The following is a 17,190-nucleotide window of genomic DNA, read 5'->3' on the forward strand; positions in this document are numbered from 1 at the left end:
ATCCGGCGCTGATCTGCGGATCCGCTGCACGGCGGCGACCTTCCCGCGGGCGGAGCCCTCCCGCGCAGGACTCAGGACGCCGGAGGTGCCGCGAGACCGAGCGCAGGCGCGAGCGCCGGGATGGCCCACGCGAGGCCCTTGTCGAGCGCCTCACCGGTATGGCCGGCGCCGTCGACGACGTAGGTCAGCACCGTGAAGCCCGCGGCCCGCGCGGCCTCGGAGTTCGCCTGCTGCCCCGGACCGAACGTGGTGTCCGCGCCACCCCACGTGAACACCGCCGTGTGACCGGTGTAGGTCCCCGCGGGGGCTGCGGCCATGATGACCGAGGGCTTCGAGGCCTGGAAGGCGTTCGCATCGCCCTTGTACACGTCGGTCGTCGTCTGGGAAGGGTGCTCCGACCCGGGGAACTCGTTGCCCGAGACGTCTAGCACCTGCCCCCAGATGTCGGGGTACTTCGCCCCGTAGTACGCGGCGCAGGCACCACCGTTCGAGAAGCCGCCGATGGTCCAGTAGCGGTGGTCCTGCACGATGTTGAGGTTGCTCGCCGCCCACTGCGGGACCATCTTGTTGATGTAGGTCTCCACCGTGCCGTAGGTCGCCGAGTCGGCGCACGCCGGGTCTTTCTCGGGGGCGCTCAATTGGTCGACGACGACCGCGATCGGTGCGAGGCCGCCGTGCTGGGCGGCGAACGCGTCGAGGGCCTTCGCCAGGGCCGAGGGGTCGGGGCTGCCCGGCTGCCCCATCATGAAGACGAGAAGCGGGAGCGCCGGCGGGTTGGCGACACGGGCGGCAGGCGGGAGGTACAGCGAGGCGTCACGCGCCGCGAACTGCCCCGTCGGGATCTTGGTCGAGCCGGTCAGCGCGCTCACCGAGCTCATCGTGGGCATGTCGGCCGGAGGCTGCCACCGCTCGTACAGGGTCGCCGGATCGCCCGCGGCGTCGTCACGCGGCGGCAACGAGGCCGGATCGAGCGCCTGCACACCGAGGATCGCGGCGATGTTGTGGGTCACGCCGTATGCCGCGTTGACGCCGAGCGCTCCCGCGAGCAGCGAGGCGATCACCGTCACGATCCCGATGATGCGCCGCGCCCACGGGCGGCGGCAGATGCCGACGACGCCCACCGCGGCTGCTCCGACCGCGACGGCCGCCCTCGACGCAGCGCCGACCGGCAGCGGCCCTTCGAACACGCCCATCGACTCGAGCACGTGCGCTGCGATGTACATCGCCACGGCCGCTCCGAGGCCGATCGCGCCCGTCGCGACGAGGCGACGCGGGGCCCACAGCACGATCGCGACGACACCGAGACCCGTCAGGATGGCGCAGACGGCGAGCAACGGACTGTCGATGAGCTCGAACGACAGCACGAACCTGTTCATCGACGCCCCTCCCATGCAGTGCGGGCGAGGGCGACCATCTCCCGGCGCGACGCGTCGGGCAGATACGCCCGCCCGACCGCGGCGCCGATCGCGGGCAGCTCGAGGGGGTCCCGGTAGGCCAGCGCGAGGGGGCGATAGCGGGGGCGGAACTTGCCCTTGAAGCGGAACAGCGACGCGAACCCGTACGCCGGCTCGAGCACTTCGGCCAGCCACCGCAGCAGCGCGCGCAGCGGGGCGGGGTCGTCGTCGGCCGCTTCGTCGGGGTCGTCGGCCAGGGGCGCGCCCGACAGACTCAGCACGACGGCGCCCTCCTGCTGCAACTCGAGGGCCGCCTTGGCGATGAGGAACTCCATCATGCCGTTCGGGCCGTCGGTGCGACGCCGCATGAAGTCGAGGGTCCACCCGGTGATCACCCCGTCGGTCCAGCTCGGCATCCAACTGGTGACGGCCTCGATGCGGTCGTCGGGTCCGACGGCGAGCAGCAGCCGGACGTCGCGGTCGCGCAGCTCGTCGAGGGAGCCGAGCGTGAAGCCCATCTCGGGCAGCGCGCGGTCGGCCACCCACTCCTCGTCGATCGCCACCACCTGCGAGGCCTGCGCGACGCTGAGCTCGTTCCAGCGCGACCAGACCGCGGTGTAGCCCTCGCGCTCGGCGCGGGTGAGGGGCTGGCGCACCTTCTGCCAGGTCTTGCCCGCGAAGGTCAGGCCGGGGAGGTCCATCACCGTCTCGACGCCCACCGGCACGTGGCGCCAGCCGAGCGCGGCGAGGTCGTCGAGCGTGTCGGAGTGGATGCTGTAGAACGCCGGCGTCCAGTCGTGCTCGACGCAGTAGTCGGTGAAGGCGCGCAGAGCCTCGGGCCGCCGCCCCTCGGGCGCGAGGGGGTCTGCGACGGCGAGGGCCACGTCGCCGACGAGGCGGTACGCCACGGCGCACTCGCGGTCGTCGGAGTACCAGTGGCGGTTGCCCTCCCACGTGCCGAGGAACCCGAGGGTGTCGCTGCCGCGGCGCAGCAGCTCGCGGTAGTGGGCTTCGTCGCCCGCATCGGGGCGCCGCGCGCGGCGGTACAGCCACAGGATCGCCGCGACCACGATCGCCCAGAACAGCACGCCGATCCACTGGTAGGCGAAGAGCGCAGGGCCCCCGTGCGGGAAGGCTCCGCCGCCACCCGGATGCGCGAACGCCGGCGGAAGGAAGCGGCGCAGCGTCAGTCCGACCAGGTCGAGCACCGAGACCTCGCGGTCGAAGGCGCGTCGCCCCACGGCCTCGACCACGAACAGGGTCGATGCGCACACGATAAAGGCGACCACGAGCGCCACGGCGACGGTGCGGGCGGCACGACGGGTCGCGCGCACCGGGAAGCGCGCACGGGCGACGTACAGTGCCGCGGCGAGCACGAGAGGGAGCACGATCGACGCCAACGCCCAGAGCACGTACTCGGCGCCGCTGCCGTCGACCCACGGGTCGATGCGCAGCCGGCCGTCGAGGAGCGAGACGATCGGGAGCACGGCGGATGCCAGAAGCACCACGGTCGCCAGCACCCAGGCCGAGCGGCGCCCCTGTCGCAGGCCCCACGCGGCCACCAGCAGCAGCACGAGGGGCACGATCGCCAGGAGGGCGGGACCGGCCCCGCGGGTCATCAGCAGGGCGATCTGTTCGTCGCAGACCGAGGAGGCGACGCTCCCGCACTGCGAGAGGATCTCGTCGTCGTACTGGGTGTACGCCTCGACGACGAGCGAGAGCGGACCGCGACCCCCGCCGCTGACCAGTGCCACGATCGGACCGCTGCCCACCACGGCGACGAGCAGTGCCAGGAGCGTGCGCGTCTCACGGGTCGAGCTGCGGTGCCACGACCGGCGCTCGCGCCCGCGGGCCAGGACCGCCCCGACGAGCAGGCCGATGACGGCGGCGCTGAGGCGGTACCAGGAGTCGGCATCGCCGGCGTAAAGGGCGAACATGCCCAGCAGCGCGAAGCCGATCAGGCGCACGCGGCGGCGCCAGAGGGTGGGGGCGAAAGCCGTGCCGGCCATGACGGCGCCCGCGAGGGGAGTGGTCGGGTCGAGCACCGGCACCTCGGCGGCCACCACGGGGCGCAGGTCGGTCAGCGTCCACGCGGCCGCGTGCAGGCCGATGCCGACGAGGAGTCCGCTGAAGCCGATCACGAACAGCAGCACCGCGGTGCGGCGTGATCCGAGCAGGCGTTCGGCGTACGCCAGAACGGTGAGGGCCAGCAGCACCGACGACACGGCGTCGATGGTCGAGTCGGGCACGACGAGAGCCGTGAGCAGGGTCCACCACCGGCCGCTGCCGAACGTCGCGAGGGGTCCGGCACCCCAGACCAGGGCGTCCTCATTCCACAGCGATCCCGTCGCGGCGGCGGCGGCGATCACGAGCACCGCGGCGCACACGGCGACGGGATTGGCGCGCACGTATCGGCGCAGAGCGGAACTCACCGCACCCAGGCGCGTCGGAGGTCGCTCCTCGAGCGGGGGCGCAGCGGTTTCGGACATCGGCGGCATCGTATTGCTGTTTCCTATGAGGGCCCAGATCAGATGACCATCATGCGCCGATAGCCCCTGCGCCCGCGACGCGGGTCAGTACCAGATGTCGAGGTGCGGCGTGACGGCAGCGGCGAACGCGCGATCGAGCGCCGCGCACTCGTTCATCCCCGCTTTCACCAGGCCGGCGGCCGCGAGCTCGGTGGCGCGGACGCCGCCGAGCAGCAGGGAGCCGAGCGCCCCCACGGTCATCTCCACGGCGGCGGCAGCGTCGGTCGGCATGACCGCGGCCTCTCCGTCGTCGCCGATCGTCACGCGCCACGTGCCGTCGGCGAGTCCGAGCGGGTCGTCGACGCGCAGCACGAGATCGAGGGGCGCGGCGTACGCGCGCGCGGCGAGCGCGGCCGGAACGTCGAGCACGCGCAGCCAGTGGTGGTCGGTCAGGGTCGCGGTGACGGCCCGGCGGTCGTCGACCATCCACTGCACGGGCGGCACCGGCTGCTGCAGCCACGCCTTCACCCGACCGACGAGGTCGTGCTCGATCGCGAAACGCCAGAGTGCGGCGTAGGCGTCGGCGTCGGCGGCGAAGAGCGTGCGCACCTCGAGATCGTGCGCCGAGAAGTCGTCGCGCTCGTCGATCGTGTAGACGAGGACGCCGGTCTCGACGCCGTCGGCGTCGCGGTAGACCACCGCGCGCACGCGCTCGGCCGCCTTGTCGCCGGGGGCCAGACCGGCCAGACCGCGCCAGCGGCCGTCCCAGCCGGGCACTGCTCCGGGCTGGCGCACCCGCACCCGCTCGTGCACGGCGTGCAGGCGCTCGACGAGTGAATCCTTCGGGACGAAGTCGAGACGCCCCGGAGCCTGCGGCCCCGTCCAGCGCGCGCGCCGCGTGTCGACGACGACGTCGGACGCCCACGCCGCGGGCGAGAAGCCCCACCGGCCGTAGATCGTCGCCTCGGTCACCGTGAGGCCCGCGAGGGCGAACCCGGCGGCCTTGGCCGTGCGCAGCTCTCCGCCGATCATGGCGCGCGCGATCCCGCGCCGTCGATGCGTCGGGGCGACGGTGACCGCGCTGATGGCCCACAGATCGATCGTGCGACCGGGAGACTCCGTCAGCGCGGTCGCCCACGAGTCGATCGTTCCGACGGGCATGGCGGGGACGGCCCCCGCGCGATCGAAGACGCCCGTCAGTCGGCGGGTGCGCAGCGTGAGCCGCGAGTTGTCGACCTCGGCATCCGTCGACTCCCCACCGAGGAACCCGCGGCCGACCGCCTGCAGGAACGGACGGAAGTCGTCGCCATCGGCGTCGACCCGCCGGTACTCGAGGCCCGCGGCGGCGAGGTCGTCGCCGGAGGTCTGGTCGAGGGGCAGCGTCAGAGTGTCGAGGGATGCCATGCCCCCAGCCTAGGGACACCCTCCGACATCGCCGAGCGACCGGCGACCGGGGCCGGCTCAGTGCGTGGCTTGGATGGCGCGCAGGCGCGAGAGCACCTGGTCGCGCAACTCGTCGGGCGCCGTCTCTTTGCACGCCCGCGCCACCACATCGGTCAGCGTGCGCGCCACGAGGGCTTCGTCCTGGCATCCGGGGCAGTTCTCGAGGTGCTCCCGGATGTCCTTCGCCTCGGTCTTGCAGACCTCGTTGCGCAGGTACTCCTCGAGGTCACGTCGCGCCTTGTCGCAGCCGCAGTCGCTCATTTCTTCTCTCCCGTCGCGGCCGTGATGCCGCGCTCCTTGGCGTAGTCCGACAGCAGGTCGCGCAGCAGCCGCCGGCCGCGGTGCAGACGGCTCATGACCGTACCGATCGGAGTTTTCATGATGTCGGCGATCTCCTGGTAGGCGAAGCCCTCGACGTCGGCGAGGTACACCGCCATCCGGAAATCCTCGGGGATCGACTGCAGGGCGTCTTTGACGACGGATGCCGGCATGTGGTCGATCGCTTCGGCCTCGGCCGAACGGGCGCTGCTCGCGGTGGTCGACTCGGCTCCGCCGAGCTGCCAGTCCTCGAGGTCGTCGATCGCGCTCTGGTAAGGCTCGCGCTGCTTCTTGCGATACGTGTTGATGTACGTGTTCGTCAGGATGCGGTACAGCCACGCCTTGAGGTTCGTGCCCTGCGTGAACGTCGCCCACGAACCGAAGGCCTTGACGAAGGTCTCCTGCACCAGATCGGCGGCGTCGGCGGGGTTGCGCGTCATGCGCATGGCCGCGGCGTAGAGCTGATCCATGAAGGGCAGGGCCTGCTCTTCGAACTGTGCGCGGGGCTCCGCCTGCGGGCCGGCGTCTGCGGTGTCGTTCATCGCGCGCCAGTCTACGTCGGGCGCGTCGACGACCACCGGGACGGCTGTCGCCGTGCGGTCGAGCTCGAGAAGTGCGGTCACGTGTCGTCCCCTTTCAGTAGGCTAGGAACCGATGACTCCCCTCGGGTATTCCCCTTCCGCAGACACTCCCCGTGGCGAATGGGACGCGCCCGTCGCACGGGGTGCGGTCGAGGCCACCGTCACCGTGCCCGGGTCGAAGTCGCTGACCAATCGCGAGCTCGTGCTCGCGGCCATCGCCGACGGGCCCGGCACGCTGCACGCGCCGCTGCACTCCGACGACTCGGCGCGCATGATCGACTCCCTGCGCGCGCTCGGCGTCGGCATCGACGAGGTCGAGACCGACTCGCCCTTCGGCCCCGATCTGCTCGTGACTCCCCCGTCGTCGTTCGCCGGCGACAGCACGGTCGACTGCGGGCAGGCCGGCACGGTCATGCGCTTCGTCGCCCCGCTGGCCGGATTCGCCCGCGGCGACGTGCACGTCACGGCCCACGAGAGCGCTCTGCACCGCCCCATGGGTGCCATGATCCGCGCCCTGCGCGATGTGGGCGTCGACATCGACGACGGCGGCCACTGGTCGCTCCCCTTCTCGGTGCGCGGGCACGGTCACGTGCGCGGCGGAGAGGTCGAGATCGACGCGAGCCAGTCGAGTCAGTTCGTCTCGGGCCTGCTGCTGGCCGCCCCCCGCTTCGACGTCGGTCTGCACCTGCGCCACGTCGGCTCGCGCCTGCCGAGCGTTCCCCACATCGACATGACCGTCGAGGCCCTCGCCCACCGCGCGGTGCACGTCGAGCGCCCCGCGCCGGGCGAGTGGATCGTGCCGGCGGGGCCGGTGCGCGCGAAAGACGTCGCGATCGAGCCCGACCTCTCCAACGCAGCCCCCTTCCTGGCCGCCGCGATGGTCACGGGCGGCTCGGTCACGGTCACGGGGTGGCCTCTGCACAGCACCCAGCCGGGAGCTCTGCTGGTCGACATCCTCGCCGAGATGGGCGCTCGCGTGAGCCGCCGCGGCGGGGCGCTGACCGTGGCGGGCGGCGAAGACGGCATCGTCGGCGTCGAGCTCGACCTGTCGGCGGCCGGCGAACTGGCCCCCACGCTCTTCGGGCTCGCGGCCTTCGCCGACGGCCCCACCACGCTGCACGGCATCGGCCACATCCGCGGCCACGAGACCGACCGCATCGCCGCCCTCGTCGGCAACCTGCGCTCGCTCGGCGGAGAGGCGCACGAGCTCGACGACGGCATCCGCATCGTCCCCCGCCCGCTGCGCGGTGGAGAGTGGAAGGCGCACCACGACCACCGCCTGGCCACGACGGGCGCGCTGATCGGCCTGCGCGTGCCGGGCGTGCGCATCGACGACATCGGCACCACGGCCAAGACGCTCCCCCAGTTCGCCGCCCTGTGGCAGGCCATGCTGGGCGCGGATGCGGCGGGCGACTGAGTGATGAGCTGGCTCGACGACGATGACGACGACGACCTGGAGTTCGACGAGTCGTCGATCCGGGTACGCCCGAATCCCAAGGCCAACCGACCACGCACGAAGCGCCGTCCCGCCCACGCCGATGCGCAGATCGCGCGGGTGCTCGGCGTCGACCGCGGCCGCTACACCGTGCTCGTCGACGAAGACGGCCCCGACGAGCGGCGCGTGCTCGCGACGCGCGCCCGCGAGCTGCGCAAGCAGCCGATCGTCAACGGCGACCGCGCCAAGGTCGTCGGCGACCTCTCCGGCGACGAGGGGACGCTGGGCCGCATCATCGGCCTCGAGGAGCGCACCTCGCTCCTGCGCCGGAGCGCCGACGACACCGATCAGGTCGAGCGGGTCATCGTCGCCAACGCCGACCAGATGCTCGTCGTGGTGGCCGCGGCCGACCCCGAGCCGCGTGCGCGACTGGTCGACCGGTACCTCGTCGCGGCCCTCGACGCCGGCATCCGCCCTTTGCTCGTCGTGACCAAGACCGACCTCGCCGACCCGACCGAGTTCCTCGCGCACTTCGTCGGCATCGACCTGCGCGTGTTCACCAGTGCACAGGGAGAGATGCCGCTCGACGAGATCGGCGAGGCCCTCGCCGGGCACTCCACGGTGTTCGTCGGGCACTCGGGTGTGGGCAAGTCGACGCTGGTGAACGCCCTCACGGGCTCCGAACGCGCGATCGGTCACGTCAACACCGTCACCGGTCGCGGGCGCCACACCTCGTCGTCGGCCGTCTCGCTGCGCTATCGCGGACCAGCCGGCAGCGGCTGGGTCATCGACACCCCGGGCGTGCGCTCGTTCGGCCTCGGCCACGTCGATCCCGCGCACGTGCTCGGCGCCTTCACCGACCTGGCCGCGGTGGCCGAGGAATGCCCCCGCGGCTGCACGCACCTGCCCGACGCCCCCGACTGCGCGATCATCGAGGCCGTCGAGTCCGGCCGACTCGGACCCGGGGCCGCCGCGCGACTCGACTCGCTGCAGCGCCTGCTGACGACGTTCCAGGGCATCGAGCGTTCTAGGCTGGAGGGGTGACGAACCTCGAACCCGGCTCCGCCGCGCCCGACTTCACCCTGATGGACCAAGACGAGCACCCCGTATCGCTCAGCGACTTCCGCGGGCGCCGCGTCATCGTGTACTTCTACCCCGCGGCGCAGACGCCCGGGTGCACGACGCAGGCTTGCGACTTCCGCGACAGCCTCGCCTCGCTGCAGGGCGCCGGCTACACGGTGCTCGGCGTCTCGCGCGACACCCCCGAGAAGTTGCGCGCCTTCCGCGACAGCGACGGACTCACCTTCCCGCTGCTGAGCGACCCCGACCACGCCGTGCACGAGGCCTACGGCGCGTGGGGCGAGAAGCAGAACTACGGCAAGACCATCACCGGCGTGCTGCGCTCGACCTTCGTCATCGACGAAGAGGGCACCGTCGTCGAGGCCATGGTGAACGTCAAAGCCACCGGGCACGTCGCGCGACTGCGCAAGAAGCTCGGCGTCGACGCGGCCTGAGCCACGGCATCCGGAACCCCGCCCCGCGCCCGCGGTCGGCGGGGTTCTGCCGTTCTCAGGCGTCGGTGTCGGCGTCGCGGCGGCGCGGTACGGCACCATGAACGGCGAGGAAGAGCAGCACGAGGCCGACGATCGCGGGCAGCGCGATGAGAAGAGCCACGAAGGGGGCGGCCCACTCCCCCGTGATCGCACCGATCGCGACCGACAGGATGAGCAGCTGCGTCACGATGCCACCCGAGCGTCCGGCCGACACGTCTCGCGCGGTGGCCACGGCGAATCCGGCAACCGCCACGGCGCCGATCACGGTCAGCACGATGAGCGCGATCGAGCTCACGGCGGAGTCGGTGTCGCCGCCGATGAGGGCGACCGTCTGCCACCCGGCGAGGGCCAGGATGCCGAGGGCTTCGAGACCCAGGAGTGCGGCTGCCGCGAGACGAACGGGCATCGGGAATGGCCTCCTCGACGCGCAGCTCCGCGCCGTTACGTTCCGGAAACCTCGCGGTTACCTCTTGATCAGGCGTAATCGCTATGGGAGCATAGAACAAGCCGTGTGCTCCCACAGCGAAGTGGGGCGAGCAATCGCTCGCGTTCCCACCAGGGTACCGGACCCGAATCCCGGTGCCGAATCGTCTGAAATTTCTGTTACAAGGAGCACCTCTATGGATTGGCGCGACAAAGCAGCCTGCCTGACCGTCGACCCCGAACTGTTCTTCCCGGTCGGCAACACCGGCCCCGCGGTCGATCAGATCGAGAAGGCCAAGTCGGTCTGCGCACGCTGCACCGTCACCGAGGTCTGCCTGCAGTACGCCCTCGAGTCCGGTCAGGACTCGGGCGTGTGGGGTGGCCTGAGCGAAGACGAGCGTCGCGCGCTCAAGCGCCGCGCCGCCCGCGCCCGCCGCGCCTCCTGACGACAGCGTCTCCGGCAGAAGCCCGCCCCTCGGGGCGGGCTTCTCCGCGTTTCGGGGCTCTCCCGGGAATCCGTTTCGGCCCGGGCGCCGTTCCGCGCGGAATGCGCCGGCACGCGGCATCCGGAATCGGAACGGATGCCGCGGGGCTCAGGCCGACGCGCCGCCGATGTAGCGCAGCGGGATCTCGATCGTGACCTCGGTGCCGCTGCCCATGAGGGTGTGCCAGTCGATCGTGCCGCCGAGCTCGCCCTGGATGAGGGTGCGGACGATCTGCGTGCCCAGACCGCGACCGACCTGCCCCTCGGGGAGGCCGACGCCGGTGTCGCGCACGCTGACCTCGAGCATCTCGCCGTTGCGCTCCGCGGCGATCTCGACGTCGCCCTCCTGGCCGGCGAGCCCGTGCTCGACGGCGTTGGTCACCAACTCCGTGAGGGCGAGCGCGAGCGGCGTCGCGAACTGGCTCGGGAGCGTGCCGAACTGACCGGTCGTGCGCGTGCGGGCGCGAGTGTTCGGGGCGGCGGCGACCTCGGCGACGAGCTTGAGCACGCGCGCGAAGACGTCGTCGAAGTCGACGTTCTGAGCGAGACCCTCCGACAGGGTGTCGTGCACGACCGCGATCGCCGAGACGCGGCGCATGGCCTGGGTGAGGGCGTCGCGCGCCTCGTCGGAGTGGGTGCGGCGCGCCTGGATGCGCAGCAGCGAGGCGACCGTCTGCAGGTTGTTCTTGACGCGGTGGTGGATCTCGCGGATCGTCGCGTCTTTGGTGATGAGCTCCTGCTCCTGGTGGCGGATCTCGGTGACGTCACGGCTCAGCACGATCGCACCGATGCGCGTGCCGCGGTCGCGCAACGGAATGGTGCGCAGCGACACCTGCACGCCCCGCGCCTCCATGTCGGCGCGCCACGGTGCGCGCCCGCTCACGACCACGGGCAGCGACTCGTCGACGTCCTGCCGCTTGGCCGGAAGGATGCGCGCTGTCACCTCGGCGAGCGACTCGCCCTCGAGCTCGTCGTCGAAGCCCATGCGGTTGAACGCCGAGAGGGCGTTGGGGCTGGCGAAGGTCGTGATGCCGTCGACGTCGAGACGGATCAGCCCGTCCGAGGCGCGCGGCGCTCCGCGGCGCGGGGCCGTGGGGGCGGCCAGGTCGGGGAACTCGGCCGACGAGATCATGCCGAACAGGTCGTCGGCGCAGTCGTTGAAGGTGATCTGCTGACGCGAGGGGGTGCGCGTCTCACCGAGATTGGTGTGGCGGGTGAGCACGCCGACCGTGGTGACGGCGTGGCCCTCGCGCGACAGCTCGCGCACGATCGGCACTGCGCGCACGCGCGTGGGCGTCTCTTCGAACCAGTCGGGCGACGCGGAGTCGACGATGCGCCCGCTCTGGAAGGCGTCGCGTACCTGGGTGCGCCACTGCGGTCGCACGCGGTCTCCGACGATGTCGCGATAGAACAGCGTCGCCGCTCCCCCGGGCCGGGTGTGGGCGACCGCGACGAACGAGTCGTCGGGGGTGGGCACCCAGATGACGATGTCGGCGAACGCGAGGTCGGCGAGCAATTGCCCGTCACCCGCGAGCCGGTGCAGCCACTCGACGTCCGCCTCGCTGGAGCGGCCCTGGGCGTAGACGAGTTCACTCAGTGTCGACACCGACTCAGTCAACCACGCCGTGTCGTCGGCGTGTGCCGGCTGAGCGAGCCCGGTGGGCGCCGAGATTCGACCGTCGGGCGATCGATTTCACCCGCTGCGGCGGACTGCCGTGCATCGTATCGCATGTATACATGTACATGACGGACTTCGCACGCCGTCGTCGCCGACCGCCACTCCCCCACGACGGGCGGTCGGCCCGGCCCCGGGGCGCGGCGGGCCCAGCCCCGGGGCATGGCGGGCCGCGAGCCGTGCGGGTCGCAGGTGAACTCCCCCATCCCCCAGAACGGGGGACAAGGCGAGCGGCGAGACCACTCCGGGTCAGGGTGGGAGCGGTTCCGCCGGCTTCCTGTGCACGGTCGTCGGCCCGCTCCCGAACCCCGGGCGCCGCGGATTCTCCACATTCCAGGCGCCGTGGCGTGTCGTCCCCAGATGCTCCCGGTGCCGTCGTCGCTCCGCGCGGCTCCCCTACTGTCGGCATCACCCCCCGCTCGCTGCACGCACCACAGCCCGGAGGAAATCCATGTCACCGAAGCCCGCCCCTCGCCCCACCCCGCCCGCTCCATCCGACCCCGACTTCTTCGATCGGCAGCGCACCCCGACCGCCCAGCTCCCGCCGCCGGCGGTCTTCACGCGCAACGTCGCGCGCGGTGCGTTCGAGGTCCTCGCCGGAGTCCGCCGAGCGGAGCAGCTCACGCGCTGGATGTCGGAAGACGTGCTCGACCGCCTCACCACGATCAAGAACCTGTCGGCCCGCGCGCGCAGCGCCCGTCGCGTGCTCAGCCTCTACGACGTGTACGAGGTGCAGCGCGTGCGCCTCTCCTCGCCCGGCGACGGCATCATCGAGGCCACGGTGACCGCCTCCGCGCGGGCGCGCACCCGCGCCCTGGCCATGCGGATCGAGGGCCTCGACGGACGCTGGCGCGTCACCTCGCTCGGCATGATGTGATTCGCAGCGTCGACCGTCCGCCGCCCGGCGAGCTCTTCAGCCGCGCGGTCGGACCGGTCGGCGCTGCGGCGGCACCCCGGCCGGCCGAAGCGACGCCGGCGGGCGCCGTGCCGGGCACGGGCCCTGGTCGCCGCGGATCGACCGGGTCACGGCATCCGCGTCACGGCCTCTGAGTCACGGCGTCCGGCGTCACGTCAGCCGCGTCACGGCGTCCGCGTCACGGCATTCACGCCATGGCATCCGCGTCCCGGTGACCACGTCACGGCGTCCGGGGTTACGGCATCCGCGTCACGGCCGCCAGGTCGAGAGGAAGTTGCCGAGCCGCTCGATGGCGTCGCTGATGACCCGCGCCTCGGGGAGCGTGACGATGCGCACGTGGTCGGTCGCCGGCCAGTTGAAGCCCGACCCCTGCACGAGCAGCACGTGCTCGGCGACCAGGAAGTCGCGCACGAACTTGCCGTCGTCGGGGATCTCGTACACCTCGGGGTCGAAGCGCGGGAAGGCGTAGAGAGCGCCGCGCGGCATGACGCACGAGACCCCGGGGATGGCCTCGAGGCCCTCCCACGCGGCATCCCGCTGCTCGTGCAGTCGACCCGACGGGGCGATGAGCGCGTCGATCGACTGCACCCCCGACAACGCCGCCTGCACCGCGAACTGCGCGGGGACGTTGGGGCACAGGCGGGTCGAGGCCAGCAGATTGATGCCGTGCAGGAAGCCCTGCGCGTGGTCCTTGGGGCCCGTGATCGCGAGCCACCCCGAACGGTAGCCAGCGACGCGGTAGGTCTTGGACAGGCCGTTGAAGGTCAGGCACAGCAGGTCGGGGGCGATCGTCGCCATCGGGATGTGCACGGCCCCGTCGAACAGGATGCGGTCGTAGATCTCGTCCGACAGCAGCAGCAGCGAGTGCTCGCGCGCGATCGCCGCGATCCCCTCGAGCACCTCGCGCGAGTAGACCGCGCCGGTGGGGTTGTTCGGGTTGATGACCACGATCGCTTTGGTGCGCGGGGTCACCTTCGACCGGATGTCCTCCAGGTCGGGCTGCCACTCGCGCGCCTCGTCGCACAGGTAGTGCACGGGGGTCCCGCCGCCGAGGCTCGTCATGGCCGTCCACAGCGGGTAGTCGGGGGCGGGGATGAGCACCTCGTCGCCCTCGTCGAGCAGGGCCTGCATGGTCATCGTGATGAGCTCGGACACGCCGTTGCCCAGGAACACGTGGTCGGGGTCGAGGTGCGGGAAGCCGGGCTCCTGCTCGTAGCGCGAGACGATCGCACGACGGGCCGACAGGATGCCGCGGCTGTCGCTGTAGCCGTGCGCGTTGGGCACCGAGGCGATCATGTCGCGCACGATCTGGTGCGGCGCCTCGAAGCCGAAGATGGCGGGGTTGCCGGTGTTGAGCTTGAGGATCGCGTGCCCCTCGGCCTCCAGACGGTCGGCCTCGACGAGGGCCTCTCCACGGATCTCGTAGAGGACGTCCTTCAGCTTCGATGACTGGTCGAGGGGGCGCAGCGGGCTCATCGGTTCAGGATATCCCCGCGCCTTCGGAGCCAATCGACACCCGGTGGCCCGCCCGCGGCGGAACCGTCGTGCGGATCCGGAGCCCGACACGCCGCCCCGAGGGCGTTCCCGCCGGCGCGCCGAGCCCGCGATCCGCGCGACGGCGGTCCCGCCGCACCCGAGCCCGGAAACGCCGGATGCCGCGTCCCGGGGTGGGACGCGGCATCCGGGGATCCGTCTTACTTCTTCTTCGCGGCCCGGCGATCGGCGCGGTTGCCCGACCCCGCTTGCTCGGGAGCGTCGGTGCGCTGCCCGAACGCGCCGCGGGCGGCGGCGGGCGCCTCGGCGGCGGGCGCGGCGGCCGGCTGAGCCGCCTGGCGCACGCGGTTGGTCGCCGCCTGCTGCACCTGACCGCGGTCGTTGCGCACCTCGACCTCGCCCGCGTCGTTCGCGGCGGAGTACTCCAGGCGCTGGGTCTCGACGGGGGTGGGCGCCAGGCCCTTCGCCTCGACCTGGGCCGCGGGCTCGCCCTCGACCTCGCGCACCTCGACTTCGAGGTTGTAGAGGAAGCCGACCGACTCCTCCTTGATCTGCCCCATCATCGACTGAAACATCTGGTAACCCTCGCGCTGGTACTCGATGAGCGGGTCGCGCTGGGCCATGGCACGCAGGCCGATGCCGTCCTTGAGGTAGTCCATCTCGTAGAGGTGCTCGCGCCAGCGGCGGTCGAGCACCTGCAGCACCACGCGGCGCTCGAGCTCGCGCAGAGCCTGGGCGCCGAGGGCCTTCTCGCGGTTCTCGTACGCGATGCGGGCGTCGGAGATGATCTCGCGCTTGAGCCCCTCGGGCGTGATGCGGCCCTTGCTGCCGCCCGCCTCGGCCACGACCTCGTCGATCGTGACGCTCACCGGGTACATGGTCTTCAACTCGGTCCACAGGGCGTCGAAGTCCCACGACTCGGTGTGACCCGAGCCGGTGTGGTCGTCGATGACGGCCGTGATGGCGTCTTCGATGAAGTGCTGCACGCGGTCGGCGATGTCGTCGCCCTGGAGCATGTGACGGCGGTCGGCGTAGATCGCCTCGCGCTGGCGGTTCAGCACGTCGTCGTACTTGAGGACGTTCTTGCGCATCTCGGCGTTGCGCGCCTCGACCTGCGACTGCGCGCTCTTGATCGCGCGCGAGACAAGGCCCGACTCGATGGCGACGTCGTCGGGGAAGTTGGTCCGGGCGAGGATGGCCTCGGCCGCGCCCGACTGGAACAGGCGCATGAGGTCGTCGGTGAGCGACAAGTAGAAGCGGCTCTCGCCGGGATCGCCCTGACGGCCGGAGCGACCGCGCAGCTGGTTGTCGATGCGGCGCGACTCGTGGCGCTCGGTGCCGAGCACGTAGAGGCCACCGGCCTCGACGACCTTCGCGGCTTCCTCGGCGACGACGTCGCGCATGCCCTGGTAGACCGAGTCCCACTCGGACTCGTAGGCCTCGGGCGTCTCGACGGGGTCGAGGTTCTTCGCCTTCATCTCCTGCACGGCGAGGAACTCGGCGTTTCCGCCGAGCATGATGTCGGTTCCACGACCGGCCATGTTGGTGGCGACGGTGACGGCGCCCAGACGACCGGCGCGGGCGACGATCTCGGCCTCGCGCGCGTGGTTCTTGGCGTTGAGCACCTCGTGGCGCACGCCCTTCTTCGCGAGCAGGCGCGAGAGATACTCGCTCTTCTCGACGCTCGTGGTGCCCACGAGGACGGGCTGGCCCTTCTCGTGGCGCTCGACGATGTCTTCGACGACCTGCGCGAACTTGGCCGTCTCGTTCTTGTAGACGAGGTCGGACTGGTCTTTGCGGATCATCGGCTTGTTCGTGGGGATGGGCACCACGCCGAGCTTGTAGGTCGACATGAACTCGGCCGCCTCGGTCTCGGCGGTACCGGTCATGCCCGAGAGCTTCTCGTACAGGCGGAAGTAGTTCTGCAGCGTGACGGTGGCCAGGGTCTGGTTCTCGGCCTTGACCGGCACGTTCTCCTTCGCCTCGATGGCCTGGTGGATGCCCTCGTTGTAGCGACGGCCCACGAGGATGCGACCGGTGTGCTCGTCGACGATCATGACCTCGTCGTTCATCACGACGTAGTCGGTGTCGCGCTTGAACAGCGCGATCGCCTTGATCGAGTTGTTGAGGAACGAGATCAGCGGGGTGTTGGCCGACTCGTACAGGTTGTCGATGCCGAGGTAGTCCTCGACCTTCTCGATGCCGGGCTCGAGCACACCGATCGTGCGCTTCTTCTCGTCGACCTCGTAGTCGACCCCGGCCTCGAGGGTACGGGCGAGCTTGGCGAACTCCGCGAACCAGCGGTTGGCCTCACCGGATGCCGGGCCCGAGATGATCAGCGGGGTGCGGGCCTCGTCGATGAGGATCGAGTCGACCTCGTCGACGATCGCGTAGAAGTGACCGCGCTGCACGAGGTCTTCCTTACGCCAGGCCATGTTGTCGCGCAGGTAGTCGAAGCCGAACTCGTTGTTCGTGCCGTAGCTGATGTCGGCCTCGTACTGCTGGCGGCGCACCTCGGGGGTCTGACCGGCCACGACGGTGCCCGTGGTCATGCCCAGCGCGCGGTAGACGCGACCCATCAGCTCGGACTGGTAGCTCGCGAGGAAGTCGTTGACCGTGATGACGTGAACGCCCTGGCCCGCGATCGCATTGAGGTAGGCCGGCAGGGCCGCGGTCAGGGTCTTGCCCTCACCGGTCTTCATCTCGGCGATGTTGCCGAGGTGCAGGGCCGCGCCGCCCATGATCTGCACGTCGTAGGGACGCTGGCCGAGCGTGCGCTTGGCCGCCTCGCGCACGGCGGCGAACGCCTCGGGCATGAGCTGGTCGAGCGTCTCGCCGGCGTCGAAGCGGGCGCGCAGCTCGACGGTCTCGTTGCGCAGCTCGTCGTCGGTGAGCTGCTCGTAGTCCTCTTCGAGCGCTCCGGTCGCCTTCACGACGCCCTGCAGTCGGCGCAGGATGCGGCCCTCGCCGGCGCGCAGCAGTTTCTCGAGCGGATTGGCCACGAGC

At 71.2% G+C, this 17,190-nt stretch carries 14 protein-coding genes; 5 read left to right on the forward strand and 9 right to left on the reverse strand.

What is annotated here, in order from left to right; genetic code table 11:
* Positions 1 to 71 precede the first annotated feature (71 nt).
* The 5 genes from FS769_RS02070 to FS769_RS02090 all read right to left on the reverse strand — a co-directional run bounded on the left by FS769_RS02070 (position 72) and on the right by FS769_RS02090 (position 6,246).
* Positions 72 to 1,376, reverse strand: a complete 1,305-nt coding sequence (locus tag FS769_RS02070) for an esterase family protein (RefSeq protein WP_144828750.1) — start codon at positions 1,374 to 1,376, stop codon at positions 72 to 74.
* On the reverse strand, positions 1,373 to 3,883 hold the full coding sequence (locus FS769_RS02075) for a bifunctional lysylphosphatidylglycerol flippase/synthetase MprF (protein WP_186325393.1): 2,511 nt from the start codon (positions 3,881 to 3,883) through the stop codon (positions 1,373 to 1,375). Before FS769_RS02075 ends, FS769_RS02070 begins: the two co-directional genes overlap by 4 nt.
* Positions 3,884 to 3,967: 84 nt before the next feature.
* The gene (locus FS769_RS02080; RefSeq protein WP_144828756.1) at positions 3,968 to 5,266 is read right to left on the reverse strand and encodes a GNAT family N-acetyltransferase; all 1,299 of its coding nucleotides are present in this window, start codon (positions 5,264 to 5,266) and stop codon (positions 3,968 to 3,970) included.
* A 57-nt stretch (positions 5,267 to 5,323) separates the two neighbouring features.
* Complete coding sequence (locus FS769_RS02085; RefSeq protein WP_144828759.1) at positions 5,324 to 5,566, reverse strand: zf-HC2 domain-containing protein; 243 nt, start codon at positions 5,564 to 5,566, stop codon at positions 5,324 to 5,326.
* Complete coding sequence (locus FS769_RS02090; protein ID WP_396652400.1) at positions 5,563 to 6,246, reverse strand: sigma-70 family RNA polymerase sigma factor; 684 nt, start codon at positions 6,244 to 6,246, stop codon at positions 5,563 to 5,565. Before FS769_RS02090 ends, FS769_RS02085 begins: the two co-directional genes overlap by 4 nt.
* A gap of 31 nt (positions 6,247 to 6,277) precedes the next feature.
* On the opposite strand from FS769_RS02090, the gene aroA reads away from it, so the two are divergent.
* The 3 genes from aroA to bcp are packed head-to-tail and all read left to right on the forward strand — an operon-like array spanning position 6,278 to position 9,153.
* A complete protein-coding gene (gene aroA, locus FS769_RS02095) occupies positions 6,278 to 7,621 on the forward strand; it encodes a 3-phosphoshikimate 1-carboxyvinyltransferase (RefSeq protein ID WP_144828762.1) in 1,344 nt (447 codons plus the stop codon).
* A 3-nt stretch (positions 7,622 to 7,624) separates the two neighbouring features.
* Positions 7,625 to 8,683 (forward strand): ribosome small subunit-dependent GTPase A, encoded by a 1,059-nt coding sequence (gene rsgA, locus FS769_RS02100; RefSeq protein ID WP_144828765.1) that lies wholly within the window; start codon positions 7,625 to 7,627, stop codon positions 8,681 to 8,683.
* Positions 8,680 to 9,153 (forward strand): thioredoxin-dependent thiol peroxidase, encoded by a 474-nt coding sequence (gene bcp, locus FS769_RS02105; RefSeq protein ID WP_144828768.1) that lies wholly within the window; start codon positions 8,680 to 8,682, stop codon positions 9,151 to 9,153. The genes rsgA and bcp overlap by 4 nt, the downstream gene beginning before the upstream one ends.
* Positions 9,154 to 9,208: 55 nt before the next feature.
* Here bcp and FS769_RS02110 read toward each other — a convergent pair whose 3' ends face one another.
* Positions 9,209 to 9,598, reverse strand: coding sequence for a histidine kinase (locus tag FS769_RS02110; protein WP_144828770.1), 390 nt, complete (start codon positions 9,596 to 9,598; stop codon positions 9,209 to 9,211).
* A 214-nt stretch (positions 9,599 to 9,812) separates the two neighbouring features.
* Between FS769_RS02110 and FS769_RS02115 the strand changes: the two genes are divergently transcribed.
* Positions 9,813 to 10,061 carry a WhiB family transcriptional regulator gene (locus FS769_RS02115; protein WP_013583608.1) on the forward strand — a complete coding sequence of 83 codons (249 nt, stop codon included), beginning with the start codon at positions 9,813 to 9,815 and terminating at the stop codon, positions 10,059 to 10,061.
* 147 nt (positions 10,062 to 10,208) lie between these two features.
* Here the strand turns inward: FS769_RS02115 and FS769_RS02120 are convergent, their stop codons facing one another.
* Complete coding sequence (locus tag FS769_RS02120; RefSeq protein ID WP_144828773.1) at positions 10,209 to 11,705, reverse strand: sensor histidine kinase; 1,497 nt, start codon at positions 11,703 to 11,705, stop codon at positions 10,209 to 10,211.
* Between the two features lie 520 nt (positions 11,706 to 12,225).
* Between FS769_RS02120 and FS769_RS02125 the strand changes: the two genes are divergently transcribed.
* Positions 12,226 to 12,651: an Rv3235 family protein gene (locus tag FS769_RS02125; RefSeq protein WP_144828775.1), complete on the forward strand. Its 426-nt coding sequence runs from the start codon at positions 12,226 to 12,228 to the stop codon at positions 12,649 to 12,651.
* Between the two features lie 288 nt (positions 12,652 to 12,939).
* Here the strand turns inward: FS769_RS02125 and FS769_RS02130 are convergent, their stop codons facing one another.
* Positions 12,940 to 14,166 (reverse strand): pyridoxal phosphate-dependent aminotransferase, encoded by a 1,227-nt coding sequence (locus FS769_RS02130; RefSeq protein ID WP_144828778.1) that lies wholly within the window; start codon positions 14,164 to 14,166, stop codon positions 12,940 to 12,942.
* Between the two features lie 218 nt (positions 14,167 to 14,384).
* Positions 14,385 to 17,186 (reverse strand): preprotein translocase subunit SecA, encoded by a 2,802-nt coding sequence (gene secA / locus FS769_RS02135; RefSeq protein ID WP_144828781.1) that lies wholly within the window; start codon positions 17,184 to 17,186, stop codon positions 14,385 to 14,387.
* Positions 17,187 to 17,190: the final 4 nt, after the last annotated feature.

The organism is Microbacterium sp. BH-3-3-3, assembly GCF_007679045.1.
GTDB lineage: Bacteria > Actinomycetota > Actinomycetes > Actinomycetales > Microbacteriaceae > Microbacterium > Microbacterium algihabitans.